Below are 17,923 nucleotides of genomic sequence, written 5' to 3'. Positions count from 1 at the left end.
CTCTTTTTTTTACGTCTGCACTATCAGCACATCGACTCAGGATTTCACATGCTGCTCGCGAAACGCCTTTAACCGTGCCACCGCTTCCTGCAGATTCTCCATCGAAGTCGCATACGAAACGCGCACATACTGATGCGCAGTAGACGGACCGAAGTCCAGCCCCGGCACGATCACCACGCCCGCCTTATTCAATATATCCACCGTCAGCTGATCCGCATCGTCAGACCAGGCGCTGCAATCGGCATACACATAGAAAGCACCATCCGGCATGACCGGCACCTTGAAGCCCAACCCTTCCAGCGCCGGTACTATATAGTCGCGGCGGCGCTGGAACTCAGCCTTGCGCGCCTCATAGATAGCCAATGCTTCCGGCTGGAAGCAAGCCAGCCCCGCATGTTGCGCCAGGCTCGATGCGCAGATAAACAGGTTCTGCGCCAGCTTTTCGATAGGCTGTACCAGCTCCGGCGGTACCACCAGCCAGCCCAGCCGCCAGCCGGTCATATTGAAGTACTTGGAAAAACTATTGATCACGATGACATCGCTGCCCAGCGACAAGGCTGAGAACGGCTCGGCGTCGTAGCGCAAGCCGTTATAAATTTCATCGACGATGGTAAAGCCCTGCTTGCTGCGCACAGTCTCGACTATCTTGCGCAGCTCGCCCGCCTCTATCGAGGTACCGGTCGGATTCGATGGCGATGCCAGCAATACGCCGCGCGTCTGTTCACACCAGTTTTGCTCGACCATCTCCGCCGACAACTGGAAGCGATGCTCGGGACCGCTGGCGATCATTTTGGCCTGACCATCAAAAGCTGCGACAAAGTGACGATTGCACGGATAGGACGGATCCGACATCAGGACTTGCGCATCCTTTTCCACCAAAGCAGCGCACGCCAGCAACAAGGCCGCCGAAGCTCCCGCCGTCACGATGATGCGCGCAGGATCGACTTCGACACCATAGACCGTCTGATAATGCGCCGCGATCGCCGCCCGTAATTCAGGCAAGCCGGTAGCCGACGTGTATTGCAATTTGCCGTCCGCCATCGCGCGCGTCGCCGCGTCTATGACAGGCTGCGCGGCCGTGAAGTCGGGCTCGCCTATGCCCATGTGGATGATGTGACGCCCTTGCCGCTCCAGCTCGGCCGCCATCTTCGCCAGCTCCATGACATGGAAAGGCGCGATGTTTTGCAGGCGGGAGGCAAGTTGTGTGAGATGCGAAGACAAAGCAGATTCCTCAATGAAAACCGCCACCGGCATCCGTTACAGCCTGAAATGAGGCTAACGGAGCAGGTGGCGACCGAACTTACTGTCTAGATAAATAGCGGAAGTGTGTGATCAGCCTTTGCGTCCGGCGTTGATTTCCACTTCGCGCGCGCTGACAGCAAACTTATCCAGCACGCCATTCACATATTTATGGCCGTCTATGCCGCCAAAGGATTTGGTCAGCTCAACTGCTTCGTTGATGACTACCTTGTACGGGATTTCGATGTGATTCTTCAATTCAAACGCGCCTATCAGCAAAGCGGCGTGCTCTACTGGCGACAACGCCGAAATTTCACGGTCTATCAATGGTGCCAGGCCGGCGCGCAATTCGCCGACTTGCTTGACGGTGCCATACAGCAGCGCGTCGAAATGCTCAGCGTCAGCCTTGTCGAAACCATGGGCCTGGCGGATATGCGTTTCAATCACGCGTACATCTTCATTATTCAGCAGCCATTGATACAGGCCTTGCAAGGCAAATTCACGGGCGCGATGACGCGGCGTACGGTTTTTGCTCGGATTAGCGTGGTCGGTTTTTTGGGTCATGGCTCACAAACAGCGCACCTGCATATATATAGAAGCCAGGCGCGCATCAAAGGTTAACAATACTTGCGCCGCATGCCTGCTGCGCAGTTCTTAAGGTGCAGGATTACTGCTGGTCGTCGGCGGCGTCAGCCAGGTCTTCCAGCGCGATCGTCAGGTTCGCCATTTCAACTGCGACACGAGCCGCGTCCGCGCCTTTTTCTTCCATCCGTGCTTCAGCCTGCTCGTCGGTGTCGGTGGTCAGCACTGCATTCGCGATCGGCAAGCCGAAGTCGAGGCCTACGCGGGTGATGCCAGCGCCGGATTCGTTCGAGACCAGCTCGAAGTGATACGTCTCGCCACGGATCACTGCACCGATAGCGATCAGCGCATCAAACTGCAGGGTTTCTGCCATCTTGCGCAGGGCCAGTGGAATTTCCAGCGCGCCCGGCACCGTGACATGCAAGACATCTTCGTCTTCGACACCCAGGTGTTTCAACTCTGCCAGGCAGGATGCCAGCAAACCGTGGCACACATCCTGATTGAAACGCGCCTGCACGATACCGATGCGCAAACCCTGTCCTGCCAAATTCATTTCGTAGCTGCCTACTGTCATGGTGTTCCCCTTCATGCGACTAGCGCGTTTAATTCAACTAATTCTTTTCGACTTTACTACCAGCACCAACAAGTTATTGAAATGATTGCTCAATTCAATAAAATTTGAACGAATGTTCAATCGCCTGTGCGCGCCTGATAACCAGTCACTTCCAGATCAAAACCGGCCATCGAAGGCATCTTGCGCTGGTTTGCCAGCAACTTCATCTTGCCTACCGACAGGTCCTTGAGGATTTGTGCGCCTATACCGTAGGTACGCAAATCCATATGGGCCGCACGTTGTTGCGGGCGCGTTTCCGGATTGTTCAGTGCCTCGAACTGGGCAAAAAACTCATCGGCCGATTCTTCACAATTGAGCAAGACCATCACACCACGCTCCGATTGCTTGATCGCTTGCATCGCCGACGCCAGGTTCCACGAGTGCGTGGTCGCCTTGGTTTCCAGCCAGTCCAGTACCGACACTGGCTGATGCACACGCACCAGGGTTTCCTTGTCGGCCGAGATATCGCCATGCACCAGCGCCAGATGCGCGCCGCCGCTAGGCTTGTCACGGTAGACAATAGTCTTGAAGCTGCCGTACACGGTTTCCATCGTACGCTCGCCGACGCGGTCGACAATGGTTTCATGCTGGCTACGGTAGTGGATCAGGTCGGCAATGGTGCCTATCTTCAGGCCGTGTTCTTTGGCGAATTCGATCAAATCCGGCAGACGCGCCATGGTGCCGTCGTCTTTCATGATTTCGCAAATCACCGCTGCCGGGGTCAGGCCTGCCAGTTCGGCGAAGTCACAACCTGCTTCGGTATGACCGGCACGCATCAGCACACCGCCCTTTTGCGCTTTCAGCGGGAAGATGTGACCAGGCTGCACAATATCGGATGGCTTGGCATTTTTGGCAACGGCGACCTGGATGGTCTTGGCGCGATCCGCTGCCGAGATACCGGTGGTCACGCCTTCGGCCGCCTCGATAGAGACAGTGAAGTTGGTGCCGTAAGAGGTCCCGTTGCGCGTTGTCATCATGGTCAGCGCCAGCTGGTCGCAACGCTCTTCAGTCAGCGTCAGGCAAACCAGGCCGCGGCCGAACTTGGCCATGAAATTGATCGCTTCCGGGGTCACGAACTCGGCGGCCAATACTAGGTCGCCCTCGTTTTCACGGTCTTCTTCGTCGACCAGAATCACCATGCGACCGGCACGCAATTCTGCAACGATTTCTTGGGTAGTTGAAATGGACATAGATAATCTCGGAGTAGGCCGCTATTTTAAAGGATTTGCGCCCTTCCAGACCGCCAATTGACGGATCAATTACACATCCGGCAAGCAAACGGCCAGGCATGAGCTGATTTGACCCATGCAGCAGGTGTTGCGTGTAACACAATCCCCTACCAGGAATCGCCCAACTCCGACAGGTGCGATGCAAAGCGCGCACTCATGAAGTCAACAAAAGCCGTCACCTTGGCAGACAGGTTCAGGCGCTCCGGGTAGACCACATAGATATCCGAGGGCGGCAAACTCCAGTCCGCCAGCACCTCGACCAGCCGCCCGGAACGCAAATATGCCGCGACATCCCATTGCGAACGCATCAGGATGCCATGCCCGGCCAGCGCCCAGGCCAGGGTGGCCTCACCATCATTGCTGCTCAGCGCGCCACGCACCTTAATACTTTCCTGCCGCTTGCCACGGTGCAAATGCCAGCTGCCATAGGCGGCATCATTCTCGCGCAACACGATGCATTGCTGTTTCTGCAAGTCGCGCGGCACTGAGGGCTGGCCGTGGCGCTTGATATATGCGGGTGCCGCGCACAGCAGGCGGCGATTGGAAGCGATCTTGCGCGCAATGATGCGCGCGTCCGGCATCTCACCTATCCGTATGCCTACGTCGTAAGCCTGATCTATCAGGTTCACAGGCCGGTCAGACAACTGCAGCTGCACCTCTATTTCCGGATATTTCGCGATGAAGTCGGATACCGCCGGCACGATGTGTTTGCGCCCGAAACCAAAGCTTGCATTAATACGCAGCAAGCCCTTAGGCACCGCGCGGCTGCGACTGACGGTACGCTCCAGCTCCTCGATCTCGGACAGGATGCGCGCGCCTTCGGCCAGGTAAATTTCGCCCTCGTGCGTCACGCTCATGGTGCGCGTGGTGCGATTGAGCAGGCGCACGCCCAGCCGCTGCTCCAGGTTGGCCAGGCGCTTGGTCACGGCTGGCGGCGTCACGCCCAGCTCACGCGCGACCGCAGCCAGGCTGCCCTGCTTTACCAGGACAGAGAAAAACGCCAGATCGGAGAGCTCATTCATTATTAAATTAAAAGAAATAATAGACTGAATAAAGATGAATTATATGCCGCTTTAACAGCTATACAATCCTCTACACGATAAGCCGCCGCCGTCAGGAGTCAACTATGTTAGAAGGGTTTCCAGGATTCGCTGGATTTGAACGACACACCGCAGAAGTCAACGGCGTCCGGATCGCCTACATCAAGGGCGGTAGTGGCCCGGCCCTGCTCCTGCTGCACGGCCATCCGCAAACCCATGTGATCTGGCACAAGGTGGCCCAGACCCTGGCGCAGCACTACACCGTCATCGCGAGCGATCTACGCGGTTATGGTGACAGCGACAAACCGCAAGGCTTGCCCGACCACAGCAATTACTCAAAACGCGTAATGGGTGTAGACCAGATCAAATTGATGGCGCATCTGGGCTTCGATCAATTCCTGTTGATGGGACATGATCGCGGTGGCCGCGTCGCCTATCGCATGGCACTCGATCATCCGGAAGTCATACGCAAGCTGGTGGTGCTCGACGTCGCCCCTACCCTCGCCATGTATGAAAAAGCAAATCGCGCCTTCGCCACCGCTTACTACCACTGGTTCTTCCTGACGCGCCCGGCACCATTCCCGGAAACACTGATCAACTCGCATCCGGACGTCTACCTGCAACACACCATCGCCGGACGCAGCGCCGGGATGAAGCCATTTACACCTGAAGCCTATGCCGAATACCTGCGCTGTCTGCGCGACCCGGCCACCATACACGGCATTTGCGAAGACTATCGCGCCAGCGCCGGCATAGACCTCGAACACGAACGGGAAGACCTCGCCGCCGGTAACAAGATACAAGCACCTATGCTGACCTTGTGGGGCAAACATGGCGTGATCGAACAATGCTTCCAGCCGCTCGAAGAATGGCAGCACCTCGCCGCCAACGTACACGGCCATGCGCTCGATTGCGGCCACTACATACCGGAAGACGAGCCGCAGCTCTTGCTCGATGAAGTGCTGCCCTTCCTCTCCAACTAAGCACCCACCAAGAACACGCACCATGTCTACACGCACGCTATACCAAAAACTGGTGGACTCGCACACAGTCAGCCGTCTCGATACACAGCACGTACTGCTGTATGTCGACCTGCACATCATGAATGAATACACCAGCCCGCAAGCCTTCGCCGGTTTAAAGGCACAAGGACGCACAGTGCTGCGCCCGCGCCAGCAACTGGCCGTCGTCTCGCACATCATTCCTACCCATCCGGTACAGGTCGGCCAACGCGTCATCTTCGATCCGCCATCTGCGCTGCAGGCCAGCAACCTGAAAAAGAATTGCCGCGAATACGGCATCAAGCTGCTCGATACCAACGATGCCGAACAAGGGATAGAACACATCATCGCGCCGGAACACGGCTGGGTCCGTCCGGGCATGGTGGTGCTGTGCGGCGATAGCCACACCACGACTTATGGCGCACTGGGCGCACTCGGTTTCGGCATCGGTACCTCAGAAGTCGAACATATACTTGCGACGCAGACCCTGGTCTATCGCCTCGCCGATAACATGCGCATACGCGTCGATGGCACTTTACCTGTCGGCACTTCGGTCAAGGATCTGGTCTTGCTCATCATCAGCCGTATCGGTGCACAAGGCGCACGCGGCTATGCGGTGGAATTCTGCGGCAGCACCATCGATGCATTATCGGCAGAAGCACGCATGACCTTATGCAATATGGCAGTCGAAGCCGGTGCCCGTGCCGCGTTGATCCGTCCAGATGCAACGACCTTTGCTTACATCCGCGAACACGCGCTCGAACTCGACGAAGCTGCGTTTGCACAGGCGCAGCAAGACTGGCTGACACTGTACTCAGATCAGGAAGCACAGTTTGAAGCTGACCATCATTTCAACGCCACTGAAGTCGCACCCTACATCACCTGGGGTACCAGCCCGGATCAGGCGATACCGATCGACGGCCACATACCGGACACCGCACACAACGATAACAAGGCCTTGCACTACATGGGCTTGTCCGCCGGTGCATCCCTGCTCGGCATGCCGATAGAACGCGTCTTCATCGGCTCCTGCACCAATGGCCGCATCGAAGACTTGCGCAGCGCCGCCAGCATCATCGCCGGTCGCCATGTCGCCAAAGGCGTACGTGCAATGGTGGTACCAGGTTCCGGTACAGTGCGACGCCAGGCCGAACAGGAAGGCCTGGCCGATATTTTCATCAAAGCCGGTTTTGAATGGCGTCAACCAGGTTGCTCGATGTGCCTGGCAATGAATGACGATGTGCTGACACCGGGTGAGCGCTGTGCGTCGACCACCAATCGTAACTTCGAAGGACGCCAGGGACGCGAAGGCCGCACCCATTTAATGAGTCCGGCGATGGCGGCAGCAGCAGCGATACGCGGCTGCATCTCGGATGTACGTGAACTGGATAAGGAGCTGGCCCATGTCTGACGCAACATTAATGCAAGGAGTCGCAGCACCATTGTTGCTGGCCAATCTCGACACCGATCAAATCATGCCCAAACAATTCCTGCGCATCATCGACAAGGCAGGTCTGGCGCAAGGTGTACTGTACGACTTGCGCTTTCATCCGGATGGCAGCCCGCGCCCGGACTTCATCCTGAATCAGTCCGACTTCCGCTCCAGCAAGTTCCTGGTCGGAGGCCCCAACTTCGGTTGTGGCTCCAGCCGTGAACATGCAGTCTGGGGACTGCAGCAACTAGGGATAGAGGCCATTATTGCGCCCAGCTTCGGTGAAATTTTCTTTGGCAATGCATTGAATAATCGCTTGCTGCTGATCGCACTCGAAGAAGAAAAAATCGCAGCATTGTTAGCCGACATGGATGATGGCAATCATCAACTGACGATAGACCTTGATGCGATGACAGTCAGCAGTGCACAGCACAGCTTCCCGTTTACGCTGGGAGCTCGTCACCGTCAAATGATAGTTGAAGGGCTGGACATGATAGGTGCGACCATGCAGCTATTACCCGAGATAGAACGCTTCGAGGCCGGACACGATGCGCGCTACCCATGGGCCAAGGTATTGCCCGCCGCCTAAGCAGCAAGCCACACAAAATCAGGGCAAGTCCCGCACGATCTGATAATCCTTGTCGCTGACCGGGACAAAGCGCGTCACGTTCAGTTTGCGCATCAGATTTTCATTCGCATTGCCACCGCTATCGAGGAAGACGCCTATGATCTTTTTCTTGATATCGGCGCACAAGCGACTGCGCAAGACAAAAGGATTACGCGGGATTGCGGCCGAACGCCACAGCACCCGGAAGTCTTCTTTTTTGACGCCACTGTTTTCTATCGGCATCGCCAGGCTGGCACTGGAAATAAAAGCGGCGTCTATCTTGCCCTTCTTCAGGTTTTGCATCGACTGATCGTGCGCACCGCTATATATCAACTGACCAAAGTATTTTTCCAAAGGCGTCTGGATCACGCGAGGAAAAACATGGCGCGGTATCAAGGCGCCCGAAGTGCTATCCGGATCAACCAGCGCCACGCTCCTGCCACGCAATGATTCTATGGTCTGGTATGGACCATTGCTGCGCACAATCAGGACTGAGTGATAGAAGGTGTCTTCTTCATTCTGCCCCGGCATCTTGCGCGACACCGTCGCAAAGGCAGTGATACCCGGGTCCTGTTTTTTCGCCGATACATAAGCAGCAGGCCCCAGGCGTGCCAGATCAACCGCGCCCGACAATAAATCCTCTATCACAGCGCCATATGAAGTCGGCATTACCACCTCCACCGGTATCCCGAGTGCAGTCTGCAAATCGGCAAACAAGGGCTTGAGTGAGGCCACATCTTTTTGCAAATCACTTTGCGGCACCAGCGAAAAATGCAGACGTGCTGGTCGCTCGCATTCAGCGGCATATACCGATGTCGTCAGCAATAACAGACCCCAAGCCAGGGCGCGGAACATATCGCTTATGGTGTGCATGTAATCTCCCCTTATGTAGGCGTGAACCTGCCACGACGCAAAATCTCGACTATTCCGGCGGCTTCTACCGGCCGCTTGAAATAAAAACCCTGCACCTGATCGCAACCCGCTGTCTTCAGATGCACCAATTGTTCCTTGCTTTCCACGCCTTCGGCAACGACCTGCAAGCCGAGGTTATGTGCGAGCGAAATGGTAGATGCGACAATCACCGCATCACTATTGTCATTGCGGATATCGCGGACGAATGAGCGATCGATCTTGATCGCGTAGATAGGTAGTTTCTTCAGATTCTTCAAACCGGAAAAACCGGTGCCGTAATCGTCGAGAGCAATTCGCAAACCGTTCGCTTTCAACTGCTCGAGTACGCGATTCGCGGTATCGAAGTCTTCGATGAAACAACCTTCAGTAATTTCTATTTCCAGCAATTCGGGTTCTATCTGATAGCGCGCCAGCGTATCCATCACGGTTTCCAGCAAGGCGCTGTCTTTCAGCTGCTTGGGCGAGACATTAATCGCGACCGGCACCAAAGGCAGACCGGCAGCACGCCATTCGGCTATCTGCCGACAAGCGGCGTCGATTACCCAACGGCCCAGCAACACGATCAGGTCATTGTCTTCCGCCAGTGCAATGAAGTCGTTAGGGAAAATCAAACCATGTTCCGGATGCTGCCAGCGCACCAGTGCCTCCAGACCAACCAGGTCGAACTCCTGCAACTCCACACGCGGCTGGTAGTGCAGGCAAAACTCATCATCACGTATCGCACGCTTGAAGCGCGTCAGCAATTCCACGTCACGTGCCGACGATGCATTCAGCGAACTATCAAAGAAGCGATAAGTCCCGGCCCCGGCCGCTTTCGCGTTATACATCGCCGCGTCAGCATGGGTTAGCAGGGTCTCCACGTTTTGTCCGTCACGCGGATACAGCGCGATACCTATGCTCGGGCTGATTTCAATATCGTGGCCATCGAGGTCAGGGAAAGGCGCACGTACTACCTCCACCAGCTTCGCTGCAACCTTGGCGATATCGTTTTCAGATGTCATTTCTGAAATCAGCATGACGAACTCATCACCACCAAGGCGGGCCAGCAAATCGTATTCCCGCAGTGATTCGCGCAAACGGCGCGCCACGCCCTGCAGCAGCAGATCGCCCACGGCGTGACCCAGCGTATCGTTGATCAACTTGAATTTATCGAGATCGAGAAAGAACATCCCGTACAACTTGCGACTACGCCTCGCGCGTGCCAGTTCGGCGGCAGCCAGTTCATAAAACAGCATGCGGTTGGGAATGCCGGTCAGGTAATCATGCGAAGCCTGCAGCAGCGCACGTCCTTTTTCTTGCTCCAGTTGCCCGATCAGACTGCGTTTTTCCTGTTCTGACGCGGCCAATACGTTGTACAGGCGACGCTGGCGGTATGCGATCACCAACAAACCAAACATCAACAAGACTACCGCGATCGAAACCACGATTGCCCGCTGCAGGTAATCGCGATGCCGCGCGGTCAGGCGTGCCATTACATAGCTTTGGTCGCGGGTGACGACAACCGTAAACGGATAACTGGCCAACATGCGGAACACGGCAATTTCCTGCTCTGCTGCACCAGGCCGGTTGGCGCTGATTACGCCCTCCTCATCCTGACCCAGCAGGAATTTGCCGTAATCCGACCCGGCATAGTCGACACCGGCAGCCAGGCCCGCGCCGTTTAGTTCAGCCAATTGGTATGCGTCACGCGTCAGGATCTCTATGCGACCGCCATGACCCAGATGAATGTCCTTATACAAACGCAAAAAATAGCCGAGATCGATTACCGCTGCCAAAAATCCTTGCTGCCGGTCTGCTGTTGCAAATGGAATCACAATCGGTACACGCCATGCCGAGCTATCGCTAACCGATGGCCGCCCTACTATCAGCTGGATATCATTCCCGCTCGCTAATGACTTTTCTTGGACCGTCTGTACCAGTTGCATCAGCTCTGGTTCCGACTGGCGGTTGGCGGATGATTGCAGCAGCCTGGCTTGCCCGTCAAAGATTGCTATCCGCAGATAAGCCGGGTCGCCACTGAGTAAAGGTTTGAGTTGCAGCTCGGAGAAGCGCTCCTCTTCCATCATGGAACGCCCTATCCTGGCGTAATGGCTGGCGCGCTCCAATACCTCATTGAGATTGGTGGCGACAATGGATGCGATATTCTGACCGTCTGAAATCGAGCTTTCCAGCACCAGCTCTTTCTCATGCGCCATGCGTGACAAAGTGCCCCACCAGATGATCGCCAGCATCGCGAACGCCAGCAAAAAGGTAACGGGAACCAGACCTTTTTCCCCGAGGATCAGATTATTGCCGTGCTTTTTCAGGAAGTGGAGGACGGATTGCAAGGTGACGGATGCGAATATGAATGACGCGTGGATGCTGGATGAATGGCGCTGTGAGCGCAAAGTTGCTGTTGGCCAATGTTAGTCAGCAAACATTTCAACTTAATGACAATTGCCCCAAGTCTTGTGCCGGATGAGGCTAGAGCACCACAACTGGCAAAGGCAGCGAGCGGGATTCTATGTCGGATAGGGAGCAGCGTCCATCTGGGTGACAGTCTGGGCATGATGCGATCAGACAGGCAAAATTTTTACCTGACCACTGCCGCTGTCATCGTACTGTCATTTTCGGTCTGTACAGTACACCCTGTTTGCCACACTCCACTATAGGTTTGGGTGAACGCAACACCAGCCTGCCTCCTCACCGATGCGGGCTTTTTTTATTTCTGCGTGACTTCGCTTGCGGCTGCCGCCGTTTACAGTCGGCCGCAGAATTCGTAACAATTGTAAGCAGATGAATACTTTGCTTAAATATCTCTGGCAGAGGCTATATAGTTTAGCTATCAACACTCTCAACACTCAACACCATGAAACGTCTACTTTTAGCCTTGGCCGCAGTTGCCGTCACCAGCAGCGCAGTCGTACCTATGCAAGCGATGGCGCAAGTCAGCGTCAACCTGAATATCGGTACCGCTCCGCCACCACTACGTTATGAACAAGTGCCGCCACCACGCAGTGGTTACGTATGGGCACCGGGTTACTGGAACTGGAATGGTCACCAGCACGTATGGGCGCAGGGTCACTGGGTAACGGCTCGTCCTGGCTACGTCTATCACCGCCCGGAATGGCGTCAGGATAATGGGCGCTGGTATCTGCAGAATGAGAGATGGCAGCAAAGCCGCTACGACCGTCCGCATCATAAAGACAAACACTATGATAAGCACTACAAGGACAAACATTACAGGGATGATCACGGCTATCACTGCCCACCGGGACAAGCAAAAAAAGGTAACTGCTAATCCAGGAGCCTGAACCCGAGCACAACACAGCACGCCTGCGAGCCACTCTCAGGCGTGCTGTTTTCATTTGATGGTGCATTTTCACGCGCCTCAAACACGACTCTTAAATCCCCGCAGTAACACGCATTGATATCCGCGCCGCCTTGCATTGTTTCCCAAAGCGCATGCACGAGATAGTCGATTGCACTACACTCGCAATCACCAGTTCATTTATTAATCCGGACAACGGTCCTTATTTGCACCTTGCAGAAAATAAATTTCAATCAGCGTGCAAGACTGCAACAGCATCCTTAAAGAGATCAAATGAATACGACCATCAAACTCACTTCCTTTTCCCACGGCGGCGGTTGCGGCTGCAAGATCGCGCCCGGCGTGCTGGCTGATATCCTCAAGAACTCAAGCGGCTTTCCGGTTCCCAAGGAGTTGATGGTCGGGATAGAAACCTCCGATGATGCTGCCGTCTACAAGCTCAATGATGAGCAGGCACTGATTGCAACTACTGATTTCTTCATGCCCATCGTTGATGATCCTTATGACTTTGGCCGCATCGCAGCGACCAATGCGATCTCCGATGTCTACGCGATGGGTGGCACGCCGATCATGGCACTCGCGCTGGTCGGCATGCCTATCAATCAGCTACCACTGGACACCATAGGCCAGATCATCAAAGGTGGCGAATCCATCTGTGCCGAAGCCGGTATTCCGATCGCTGGTGGCCACACCATCGATTCGGTCGAACCTATTTATGGCTTAGTCGTACTCGGCCTGGTCCATCCATCCAAAGTCAAACGCAATGCCGATGCCAAAGCGGGCGACAAACTGATACTCGGCAAACCACTGGGTGTAGGCATACTGTCTGCGGCACTAAAGAAAAACGTCCTGGATGACGCTGGCTACGCCGCGATGATCGCCAACACTACCAAACTGAATAAACCCGGCATGGCTTTATCCAGACTGGATGGCGTGCATGCGTTGACGGACGTCACCGGTTTCGGCCTGCTCGGCCATTTGCTGGAACTGGCGCGCGGCGCAAATCTGACGGCGACGCTGAAAATGCCGTCCATCCCCTTGTTGCCTGGCGTGCTGCAACTGGCTGAGCAAGGTTGCGTCACCGGCGCTTCAGGCCGCAACTGGGATGCCTATGGTCATGATGTGACATTGGCAACGGGTGTCAGCGCCGTAGAAAAAGCCTTGCTGAGCGATCCGCAGACTTCGGGGGGGTTGCTGGTGGCCTGCGATCCGGCCGCAGTGGACGAGGTATTGGCATTATTCCAACGCGAAGGTTTTGCCCATGCGGCGGTCATAGGGGAAATGTCGCCAGGAGCTGCCAGCGTCGAAGTGCAGGCCTGAAAACGGCCTGCCTTTTGCACATAGACAAGAGCGAAACCAGGCCTGGCGCGGCCTGGTTGCATTATCAAATCTACAACGCAACACTGCGCTAAGCTATATCGGGCTTGACAGTGCGCCCCTGCATCACCTAAAGTTAGCCCTATGTTTTCTGCACACCACATTCCTTCCGCATCCAAGCACATCGCTGGCATCTCGCTATCGACGCTGCTATCGCTACTACTAGCTTAGTAGCGTGCCCCCTGTGTTGCCCGCAACACACCAGTAATACCGTCGCAGTAAATACAGCAGTACAACCGAGTTATCCGTAACCATCATGCCTATCAAGCCGATTTCAGCAGTGCGCATCAATGGCGATTTGTTCGCCGGGATGAGCTTCGCTCGTTCATTGGCTTTGCTATTGCTACCGATCGGTTACCTGACCTAGCGCACGTGGCAGTCAGGTAGCCCATCGCCACCCCTGACGCTTACCCCGATTGAACGAAGAATTTAAGGACTTATCATGATGTTGACTAACCCGGCTGCGAAATACCGCGCCTTCCCTCCCGTGCAACTCAAGGACCGCACCTGGCCAAACCGCGTGATCAGCACACCGCCGATCTGGATGAGCACCGATTTGCGTGATGGCAACCAGGCTTTGATCGAACCGATGAACCATGAAAAGAAGCTGCGCTTCTTCGACATGCTCCTGAAAATCGGCCTGAAAGAAATTGAAGTCGCCTTCCCTTCCGCTTCGCAAACCGATTTCGATTTCGTGCGCAAGCTGATCGACGAAAAGCGCATCCCGGACGATGTCACCATCGAAGTCCTGACCCAGGCACGCGAAGATTTGATCCGCCGTACCGTGGACTCCGTAGTTGGCTCACGTCGCGCCATCGTGCATATGTATAACGCGACGGCACCTGCATTCCGCCGCATCGTTTTCAATATGTCGAAAGAAGAAGTCAAGGCACTCGCGGTCGCCGGTACCAAGCTGATCCGTGAATTGACCGATGCACATCCTGAAACTGAATGGGTATTCCAGTATTCGCCGGAAACCTTCAGCATGACCGAACTCGATTTCGCCAAGGAAGTCTGCGACGCCGTATCCGAAGCATGGCAGCCTACACCTGAGCGCAAGATGATCATCAACTTGCCAGGCACGGTTGAAGCCAGCACCCCTAACGTCTACGCCGACCAGGTTGAATGGATGCATCGCAACCTGGCGCGCCGCGACTCCATCATCCTCAGCGTGCACCCACACAATGACCGTGGTTGTGCAGTCGCTGCTGCCGAGCTGGCAGTGATGGCTGGTGCCGATCGTATCGAAGGCTGTTTGTTCGGCAATGGCGAACGTACCGGCAACGTCGACCTCGTCACGCTTGCACTAAATCTCTATTCGCAAGGCATCAATCCTGGCCTCGACTTCTCCGACATCGATGAAATCCGTCAATGTGTGGAAGAGTGCAACCAGATCCCGGTCCATCCGCGTCACCCATATGTCGGCGACCTGGTCTATACCGCCTTCTCCGGCTCGCACCAGGATGCAATCAAAAAAGGTTTTGCCAAACAAAAGCCGGATGAAATCTGGGAAGTGCCATACATGCCGGTTGATCCGGCCGATCTCGGCCGTAGCTACGACGCCGTGATTCGCGTCAACAGCCAGTCCGGTAAAGGCGGCATGACTTATTTGCTCGAACAGGAATATGGCCTGGTCTTGCCACGCCGGCTGCAAATCGAATTCAGCCGCGCCGTGCAACGCATCACCGATGAAACCGGTGGCGAAGTCGCAGCCAACGACATCCACACCATCTTCAACAGCGAATACCTGAACGCGGTCACGCCTTACCACTACCGCAACCACCACATCGACGACTCGAAAGACGGCGAAGTGCAAATCAAGGTAGAACTGGAAAAAGATGGCCAGCCGGTCTCGATGGAAGGTAGCGGCAACGGTCCTATCGACGCCTTCATCAATGCACTCGGCCTGAACATCAAATTGATGGATTTCCATGAGCACGCAATTGGTGCAGGTGCCAGCGCGAATGCCGCCAGCTATGTAGAACTGCGCGTCAACAACGGCGTCACCCGCTTCGGTGTCGGTATTGATGGCAACATCGTCACCGCCTCCTTCCGCGCCGTACTGAGCGCGGTTAACCGTGACATCGCCCTGGCCAGCTAATCAGCTACGTCAGCAAACAAAAAGCCGCTGCCTGTCAGCGGCTTTTTTACGCCTGTAAATTGACACCTGGCACGAAATACGGCAAGGTCACCTCACCTCCAGTTTCCACGGTAAGTCGTATGCGCCGGATTTTCCTCTTACCTTTAATCCTCCTGATCGCTGCCTGCGGCACCTTGCTCAGCACGCAGCTGGACAGCCTGTACGGCCCGCCCGATCCGACCCGCTTTGACGTGCCCTTGAAGCCAGTCGCCGACGCGTCCTATCTGCAAACCATACAACCGATACTCAACCAGCGCTGCGTCGTCTGTCATGCCTGCTATGACGCTCCGTGCCAGCTTAAAACCACCAGCTGGGATGGCCTGGCGCGCGGCGCCAATAAGACCACTGTGTACGATGCGTCGCGCCTGCTGGCGGCAGATCCTTCGCGCCTCTACATCGATGCGCAAAAACCTTCGGAATGGCGCCAGCGTGCCTTCTTCCCGGTCATGAATGAACACATGTCTACGCCGGAAGCGAATCGCGCGGTGGGTCTGATTCATCGCATGCTGATGCTGAAACAGCAGCATCCGTGGCCGGCAGAAGCCGACCAGCACAGCAAGCTGGATATCTCGGCAGACCGCGCCAATATGTGCCCGACCGATTTTGAAATGGCAGCCTACGAACGCAAGGAGCCACTGGCAGGCATGCCTTTCGGCCTGCCCGGCCTGTCGCCGGAAGAACATCGCAAAGTGACGACATGGCTGGAACAAGGCGCGCCGTATGAAGGACAGCCTGCGGTACCGGCAGCAGTAACAACCAAGGTTCGCCTGTGGGAAAAATTCCTCAACGGCGACACGCTGAAGGAGCAGCTGTTCGCACGCTATGCCTACGAGCATCTATTCCTCGCGCACCTGTACTTTGGTGACGGTATCAGCAACGACAAGCAGCGTAACTACTTCAAGCTGGTGCGCTCAACTACACCGCCGGGACAGCCTGTCAACATCATCGCGACCGCAAGGCCGGTCGACGATCCCAAAACCAGCCGCGTCTACTATCGCCTGGCGGAAGAACGCGAAACCATAGTCGCGAAAACGCATATGCCATATCGCCTCGATGCAAAGCGCATGGCACGCTGGCGTCAGCTCTTCTTTGCAGCACCGTATGACGTGAACAAGCTGCCGGGCTACAGTGAAGAAACCGCGGCCAATCCATTCGCCACCTTCGCCCAGCTACCGGTCGGTGCGCGTTATCGCTTCATGCTGGATGAAGCGGAATTCACCATCATGGGTTTCATCAAAGGCCCGGTATGTCGCGGCCAGGTCGCGCTGAATGTGATCCAGGATCAGTTCTGGGTCACCTTCCTCGCACCTTCCGACAACTATGACAAGGATGTCGACGCCTTGCTGCAGCAAAGCTCAGAACTGGCACGCCTGCCGACAGGCAACCGCACGACCGGCATCCTCGCGCCGTGGCTGGCTTACGGCAAACTGGAAAACGAATATCTGAAAGCACGCTCCGAGTTGTTGGCCAAAGTTATCAAGAAGCCTGCCGATGTGAACCTCAATCTGATCTGGGATGGCGACGGCAACAACGACAATGCCGCACTCACCGTATTCCGTCATTTCGACAATGCGAGCGTGGTCAAAGGCTTTGTCGGTGACACACCGAAAACTGCCTGGGTCATAGGCTATCCGCTACTGGAACGCATCCACTATCTGCTGGTTGCCAACTACGATGTGTATGGCAACGTCGGCCATCAACTGGCGTCCAGGCTGTATATGGATTACCTGCGTTCGGAAGGCGAATCGACTTTCCTGATGCTGCTGCCGAAGGCACAACGTAACGCAGTCCGTGACAGCTGGTATCGCGGTGACAGCCAGTCGGTGCGCGAACAAGTCTATGGCGGACCGGCGACCACCCTGAATGTCGATAGTGGCATACGCTATGCCAGCAATGATCCGAAAAAGGAATTGCTGGAACTGATGCGCAAACGACTCGCTCCCGTCATCGCTACCAATCTGGACTGGCGCAAACAAACACCGACATCCTTGCAGGCACCGCTACAAAAACTCGCTGCCAGCAAAGGCCTTGCTTTGCAATGGCTGCCTGAAACTGCGGTACTGGTGGTCGAAGCACCGGATGGCAAGGCACGCAGCTACAGCATCATGCGCAACACTGCACACGCCAGCGTCTCGCATCTGCTGGGTGAAAGCAAAGCATTGGTACCCGAGGAAGACACACTGACCCTGACTCCCGGCATAGGCTTCAGCTATCCGAATGCCTTCTATCGCGTCAGCGCGACCGATTTACCGGCCATGGTCACAGCACTGCAAGGCTTGCGCTCGGAACGTGACTACGCCGCCTTTACGCTACGTTGGGCAGTACGACGGGATAACAAGGATTTCTGGGCGTTCAGCGATACGCTGCACCAGCGCTATTTCACTGAGCAGGCACTGGAAGCAGGCATACTGGATTACAACCGGCTGGAACTGCGCTAGTCT

Annotated in this window: 14 protein-coding genes; 7 read left to right on the top strand and 7 right to left on the bottom strand. The window is 55.7% G+C overall.

The window, feature by feature from the left end; all coding sequences use genetic code 11:
• Positions 1-36: 36 nt before the first annotated feature.
• From H7U06_RS07255 to H7U06_RS07235, 5 genes are all read right to left on the bottom strand, one after another.
• Complete coding sequence (locus H7U06_RS07255; RefSeq protein ID WP_175625500.1) at positions 37-1,254, bottom strand: pyridoxal phosphate-dependent aminotransferase; 1,218 nt, start codon at positions 1,252-1,254, stop codon at positions 37-39.
• A 78-nt stretch (positions 1,255-1,332) separates the two neighbouring features.
• Positions 1,333-1,803: a transcription antitermination factor NusB gene (nusB, locus tag H7U06_RS07250; protein WP_012080191.1), complete on the bottom strand. Its 471-nt coding sequence runs from the start codon at positions 1,801-1,803 to the stop codon at positions 1,333-1,335.
• A 103-nt stretch (positions 1,804-1,906) separates the two neighbouring features.
• A complete protein-coding gene (gene ribH, locus H7U06_RS07245; protein WP_124573688.1) occupies positions 1,907-2,395 on the bottom strand; it encodes a 6,7-dimethyl-8-ribityllumazine synthase in 489 nt (162 codons plus the stop codon).
• 116 nt (positions 2,396-2,511) lie between these two features.
• Positions 2,512-3,624: a bifunctional 3,4-dihydroxy-2-butanone-4-phosphate synthase/GTP cyclohydrolase II gene (ribBA, locus tag H7U06_RS07240; protein ID WP_175625499.1), complete on the bottom strand. Its 1,113-nt coding sequence runs from the start codon at positions 3,622-3,624 to the stop codon at positions 2,512-2,514.
• Between the two features lie 146 nt (positions 3,625-3,770).
• On the bottom strand, positions 3,771-4,685 hold the full coding sequence (locus tag H7U06_RS07235) for a LysR substrate-binding domain-containing protein (RefSeq protein WP_175625498.1): 915 nt from the start codon (positions 4,683-4,685) through the stop codon (positions 3,771-3,773).
• Between the two features lie 104 nt (positions 4,686-4,789).
• On the opposite strand from H7U06_RS07235, the gene H7U06_RS07230 reads away from it, so the two are divergent.
• Genes H7U06_RS07230 through leuD form a run of 3 tightly spaced genes read left to right on the top strand, consistent with a single transcriptional unit; the run spans position 4,790 to position 7,725 of the window.
• On the top strand, positions 4,790-5,686 hold the full coding sequence (locus H7U06_RS07230; RefSeq protein ID WP_175625497.1) for an alpha/beta fold hydrolase: 897 nt from the start codon (positions 4,790-4,792) through the stop codon (positions 5,684-5,686).
• Positions 5,687-5,708: 22 nt separating this feature from the next.
• Positions 5,709-7,115 carry a 3-isopropylmalate dehydratase large subunit gene (leuC, locus tag H7U06_RS07225; protein WP_175625496.1) on the top strand — a complete coding sequence of 469 codons (1,407 nt, stop codon included), beginning with the start codon at positions 5,709-5,711 and terminating at the stop codon, positions 7,113-7,115.
• Positions 7,108-7,725, top strand: a complete 618-nt coding sequence (gene leuD / locus H7U06_RS07220) for a 3-isopropylmalate dehydratase small subunit (RefSeq protein WP_175625495.1) — start codon at positions 7,108-7,110, stop codon at positions 7,723-7,725. The genes leuC and leuD overlap by 8 nt, the downstream gene beginning before the upstream one ends.
• An 18-nt stretch (positions 7,726-7,743) precedes the next feature.
• On the opposite strand, the gene H7U06_RS07215 is transcribed toward leuD, so the two are convergent.
• The gene (locus H7U06_RS07215; RefSeq protein WP_175625494.1) at positions 7,744-8,616 is read right to left on the bottom strand and encodes a phosphate/phosphite/phosphonate ABC transporter substrate-binding protein; all 873 of its coding nucleotides are present in this window, start codon (positions 8,614-8,616) and stop codon (positions 7,744-7,746) included.
• An 11-nt stretch (positions 8,617-8,627) separates the two neighbouring features.
• A complete protein-coding gene (locus H7U06_RS07210; RefSeq protein ID WP_368492558.1) occupies positions 8,628-10,982 on the bottom strand; it encodes a putative bifunctional diguanylate cyclase/phosphodiesterase in 2,355 nt (784 codons plus the stop codon).
• A 521-nt stretch (positions 10,983-11,503) separates the two neighbouring features.
• On the opposite strand from H7U06_RS07210, the gene H7U06_RS07205 reads away from it, so the two are divergent.
• The 4 genes from H7U06_RS07205 to H7U06_RS07190 all read left to right on the top strand — a co-directional run bounded on the left by H7U06_RS07205 (position 11,504) and on the right by H7U06_RS07190 (position 17,920).
• Positions 11,504-11,935 (top strand): YXWGXW repeat-containing protein, encoded by a 432-nt coding sequence (locus tag H7U06_RS07205; RefSeq protein WP_175625493.1) that lies wholly within the window; start codon positions 11,504-11,506, stop codon positions 11,933-11,935.
• 303 nt (positions 11,936-12,238) lie between these two features.
• On the top strand, positions 12,239-13,285 hold the full coding sequence (selD, locus tag H7U06_RS07200; protein WP_175625492.1) for a selenide, water dikinase SelD: 1,047 nt from the start codon (positions 12,239-12,241) through the stop codon (positions 13,283-13,285).
• A 499-nt stretch (positions 13,286-13,784) separates the two neighbouring features.
• Entirely contained in the window at positions 13,785-15,443 is a 1,659-nt protein-coding gene (gene leuA / locus H7U06_RS07195; protein ID WP_175625491.1) for a 2-isopropylmalate synthase, read from the top strand.
• Positions 15,444-15,562: 119 nt separating this feature from the next.
• Positions 15,563-17,920 carry a fatty acid cis/trans isomerase gene (locus H7U06_RS07190; RefSeq protein WP_175625490.1) on the top strand — a complete coding sequence of 786 codons (2,358 nt, stop codon included), beginning with the start codon at positions 15,563-15,565 and terminating at the stop codon, positions 17,918-17,920.
• Positions 17,921-17,923 lie beyond the last annotated feature (3 nt).

This window comes from Herminiimonas sp. Marseille-P9896 (assembly GCF_903993245.1).
Lineage (GTDB): Bacteria > Pseudomonadota > Gammaproteobacteria > Burkholderiales > Burkholderiaceae_D > Oxalicibacterium > Oxalicibacterium contaminans.
The sequence above is the reverse complement of the archived record's forward strand: the minus strand, read 5'-3'. Positions and strand labels throughout refer to the sequence as shown.

Bases quoted from the DNA above. Each gene is read 5' to 3' on its own strand.
- H7U06_RS07255 (WP_175625500.1), bottom strand. From the start codon at position 1,254: ATGCCGGTGGCGGTTTTCATTGAGGAATCTGCTTTGTCTTCGCATCTC.
- nusB (WP_012080191.1), bottom strand. From the start codon at position 1,803: ATGACCCAAAAAACCGACCACGCTAATCCGAGCAAAAACCGTACGCCG.
- ribH (WP_124573688.1), bottom strand. From the start codon at position 2,395: ATGACAGTAGGCAGCTACGAAATGAATTTGGCAGGACAGGGTTTGCGC.
- ribBA (WP_175625499.1), bottom strand. From the start codon at position 3,624: ATGTCCATTTCAACTACCCAAGAAATCGTTGCAGAATTGCGTGCCGGT.
- H7U06_RS07235 (WP_175625498.1), bottom strand. From the start codon at position 4,685: ATGAATGAGCTCTCCGATCTGGCGTTTTTCTCTGTCCTGGTAAAGCAG.
- H7U06_RS07230 (WP_175625497.1), top strand. From the start codon at position 4,790: ATGTTAGAAGGGTTTCCAGGATTCGCTGGATTTGAACGACACACCGCA.
- leuC (WP_175625496.1), top strand. From the start codon at position 5,709: ATGTCTACACGCACGCTATACCAAAAACTGGTGGACTCGCACACAGTC.
- leuD (WP_175625495.1), top strand. From the start codon at position 7,108: ATGTCTGACGCAACATTAATGCAAGGAGTCGCAGCACCATTGTTGCTG.
- H7U06_RS07215 (WP_175625494.1), bottom strand. From the start codon at position 8,616: ATGCACACCATAAGCGATATGTTCCGCGCCCTGGCTTGGGGTCTGTTA.
- H7U06_RS07205 (WP_175625493.1), top strand. From the start codon at position 11,504: ATGAAACGTCTACTTTTAGCCTTGGCCGCAGTTGCCGTCACCAGCAGC.
- selD (WP_175625492.1), top strand. From the start codon at position 12,239: ATGAATACGACCATCAAACTCACTTCCTTTTCCCACGGCGGCGGTTGC.
- leuA (WP_175625491.1), top strand. From the start codon at position 13,785: ATGATGTTGACTAACCCGGCTGCGAAATACCGCGCCTTCCCTCCCGTG.
- H7U06_RS07190 (WP_175625490.1), top strand. From the start codon at position 15,563: ATGCGCCGGATTTTCCTCTTACCTTTAATCCTCCTGATCGCTGCCTGC.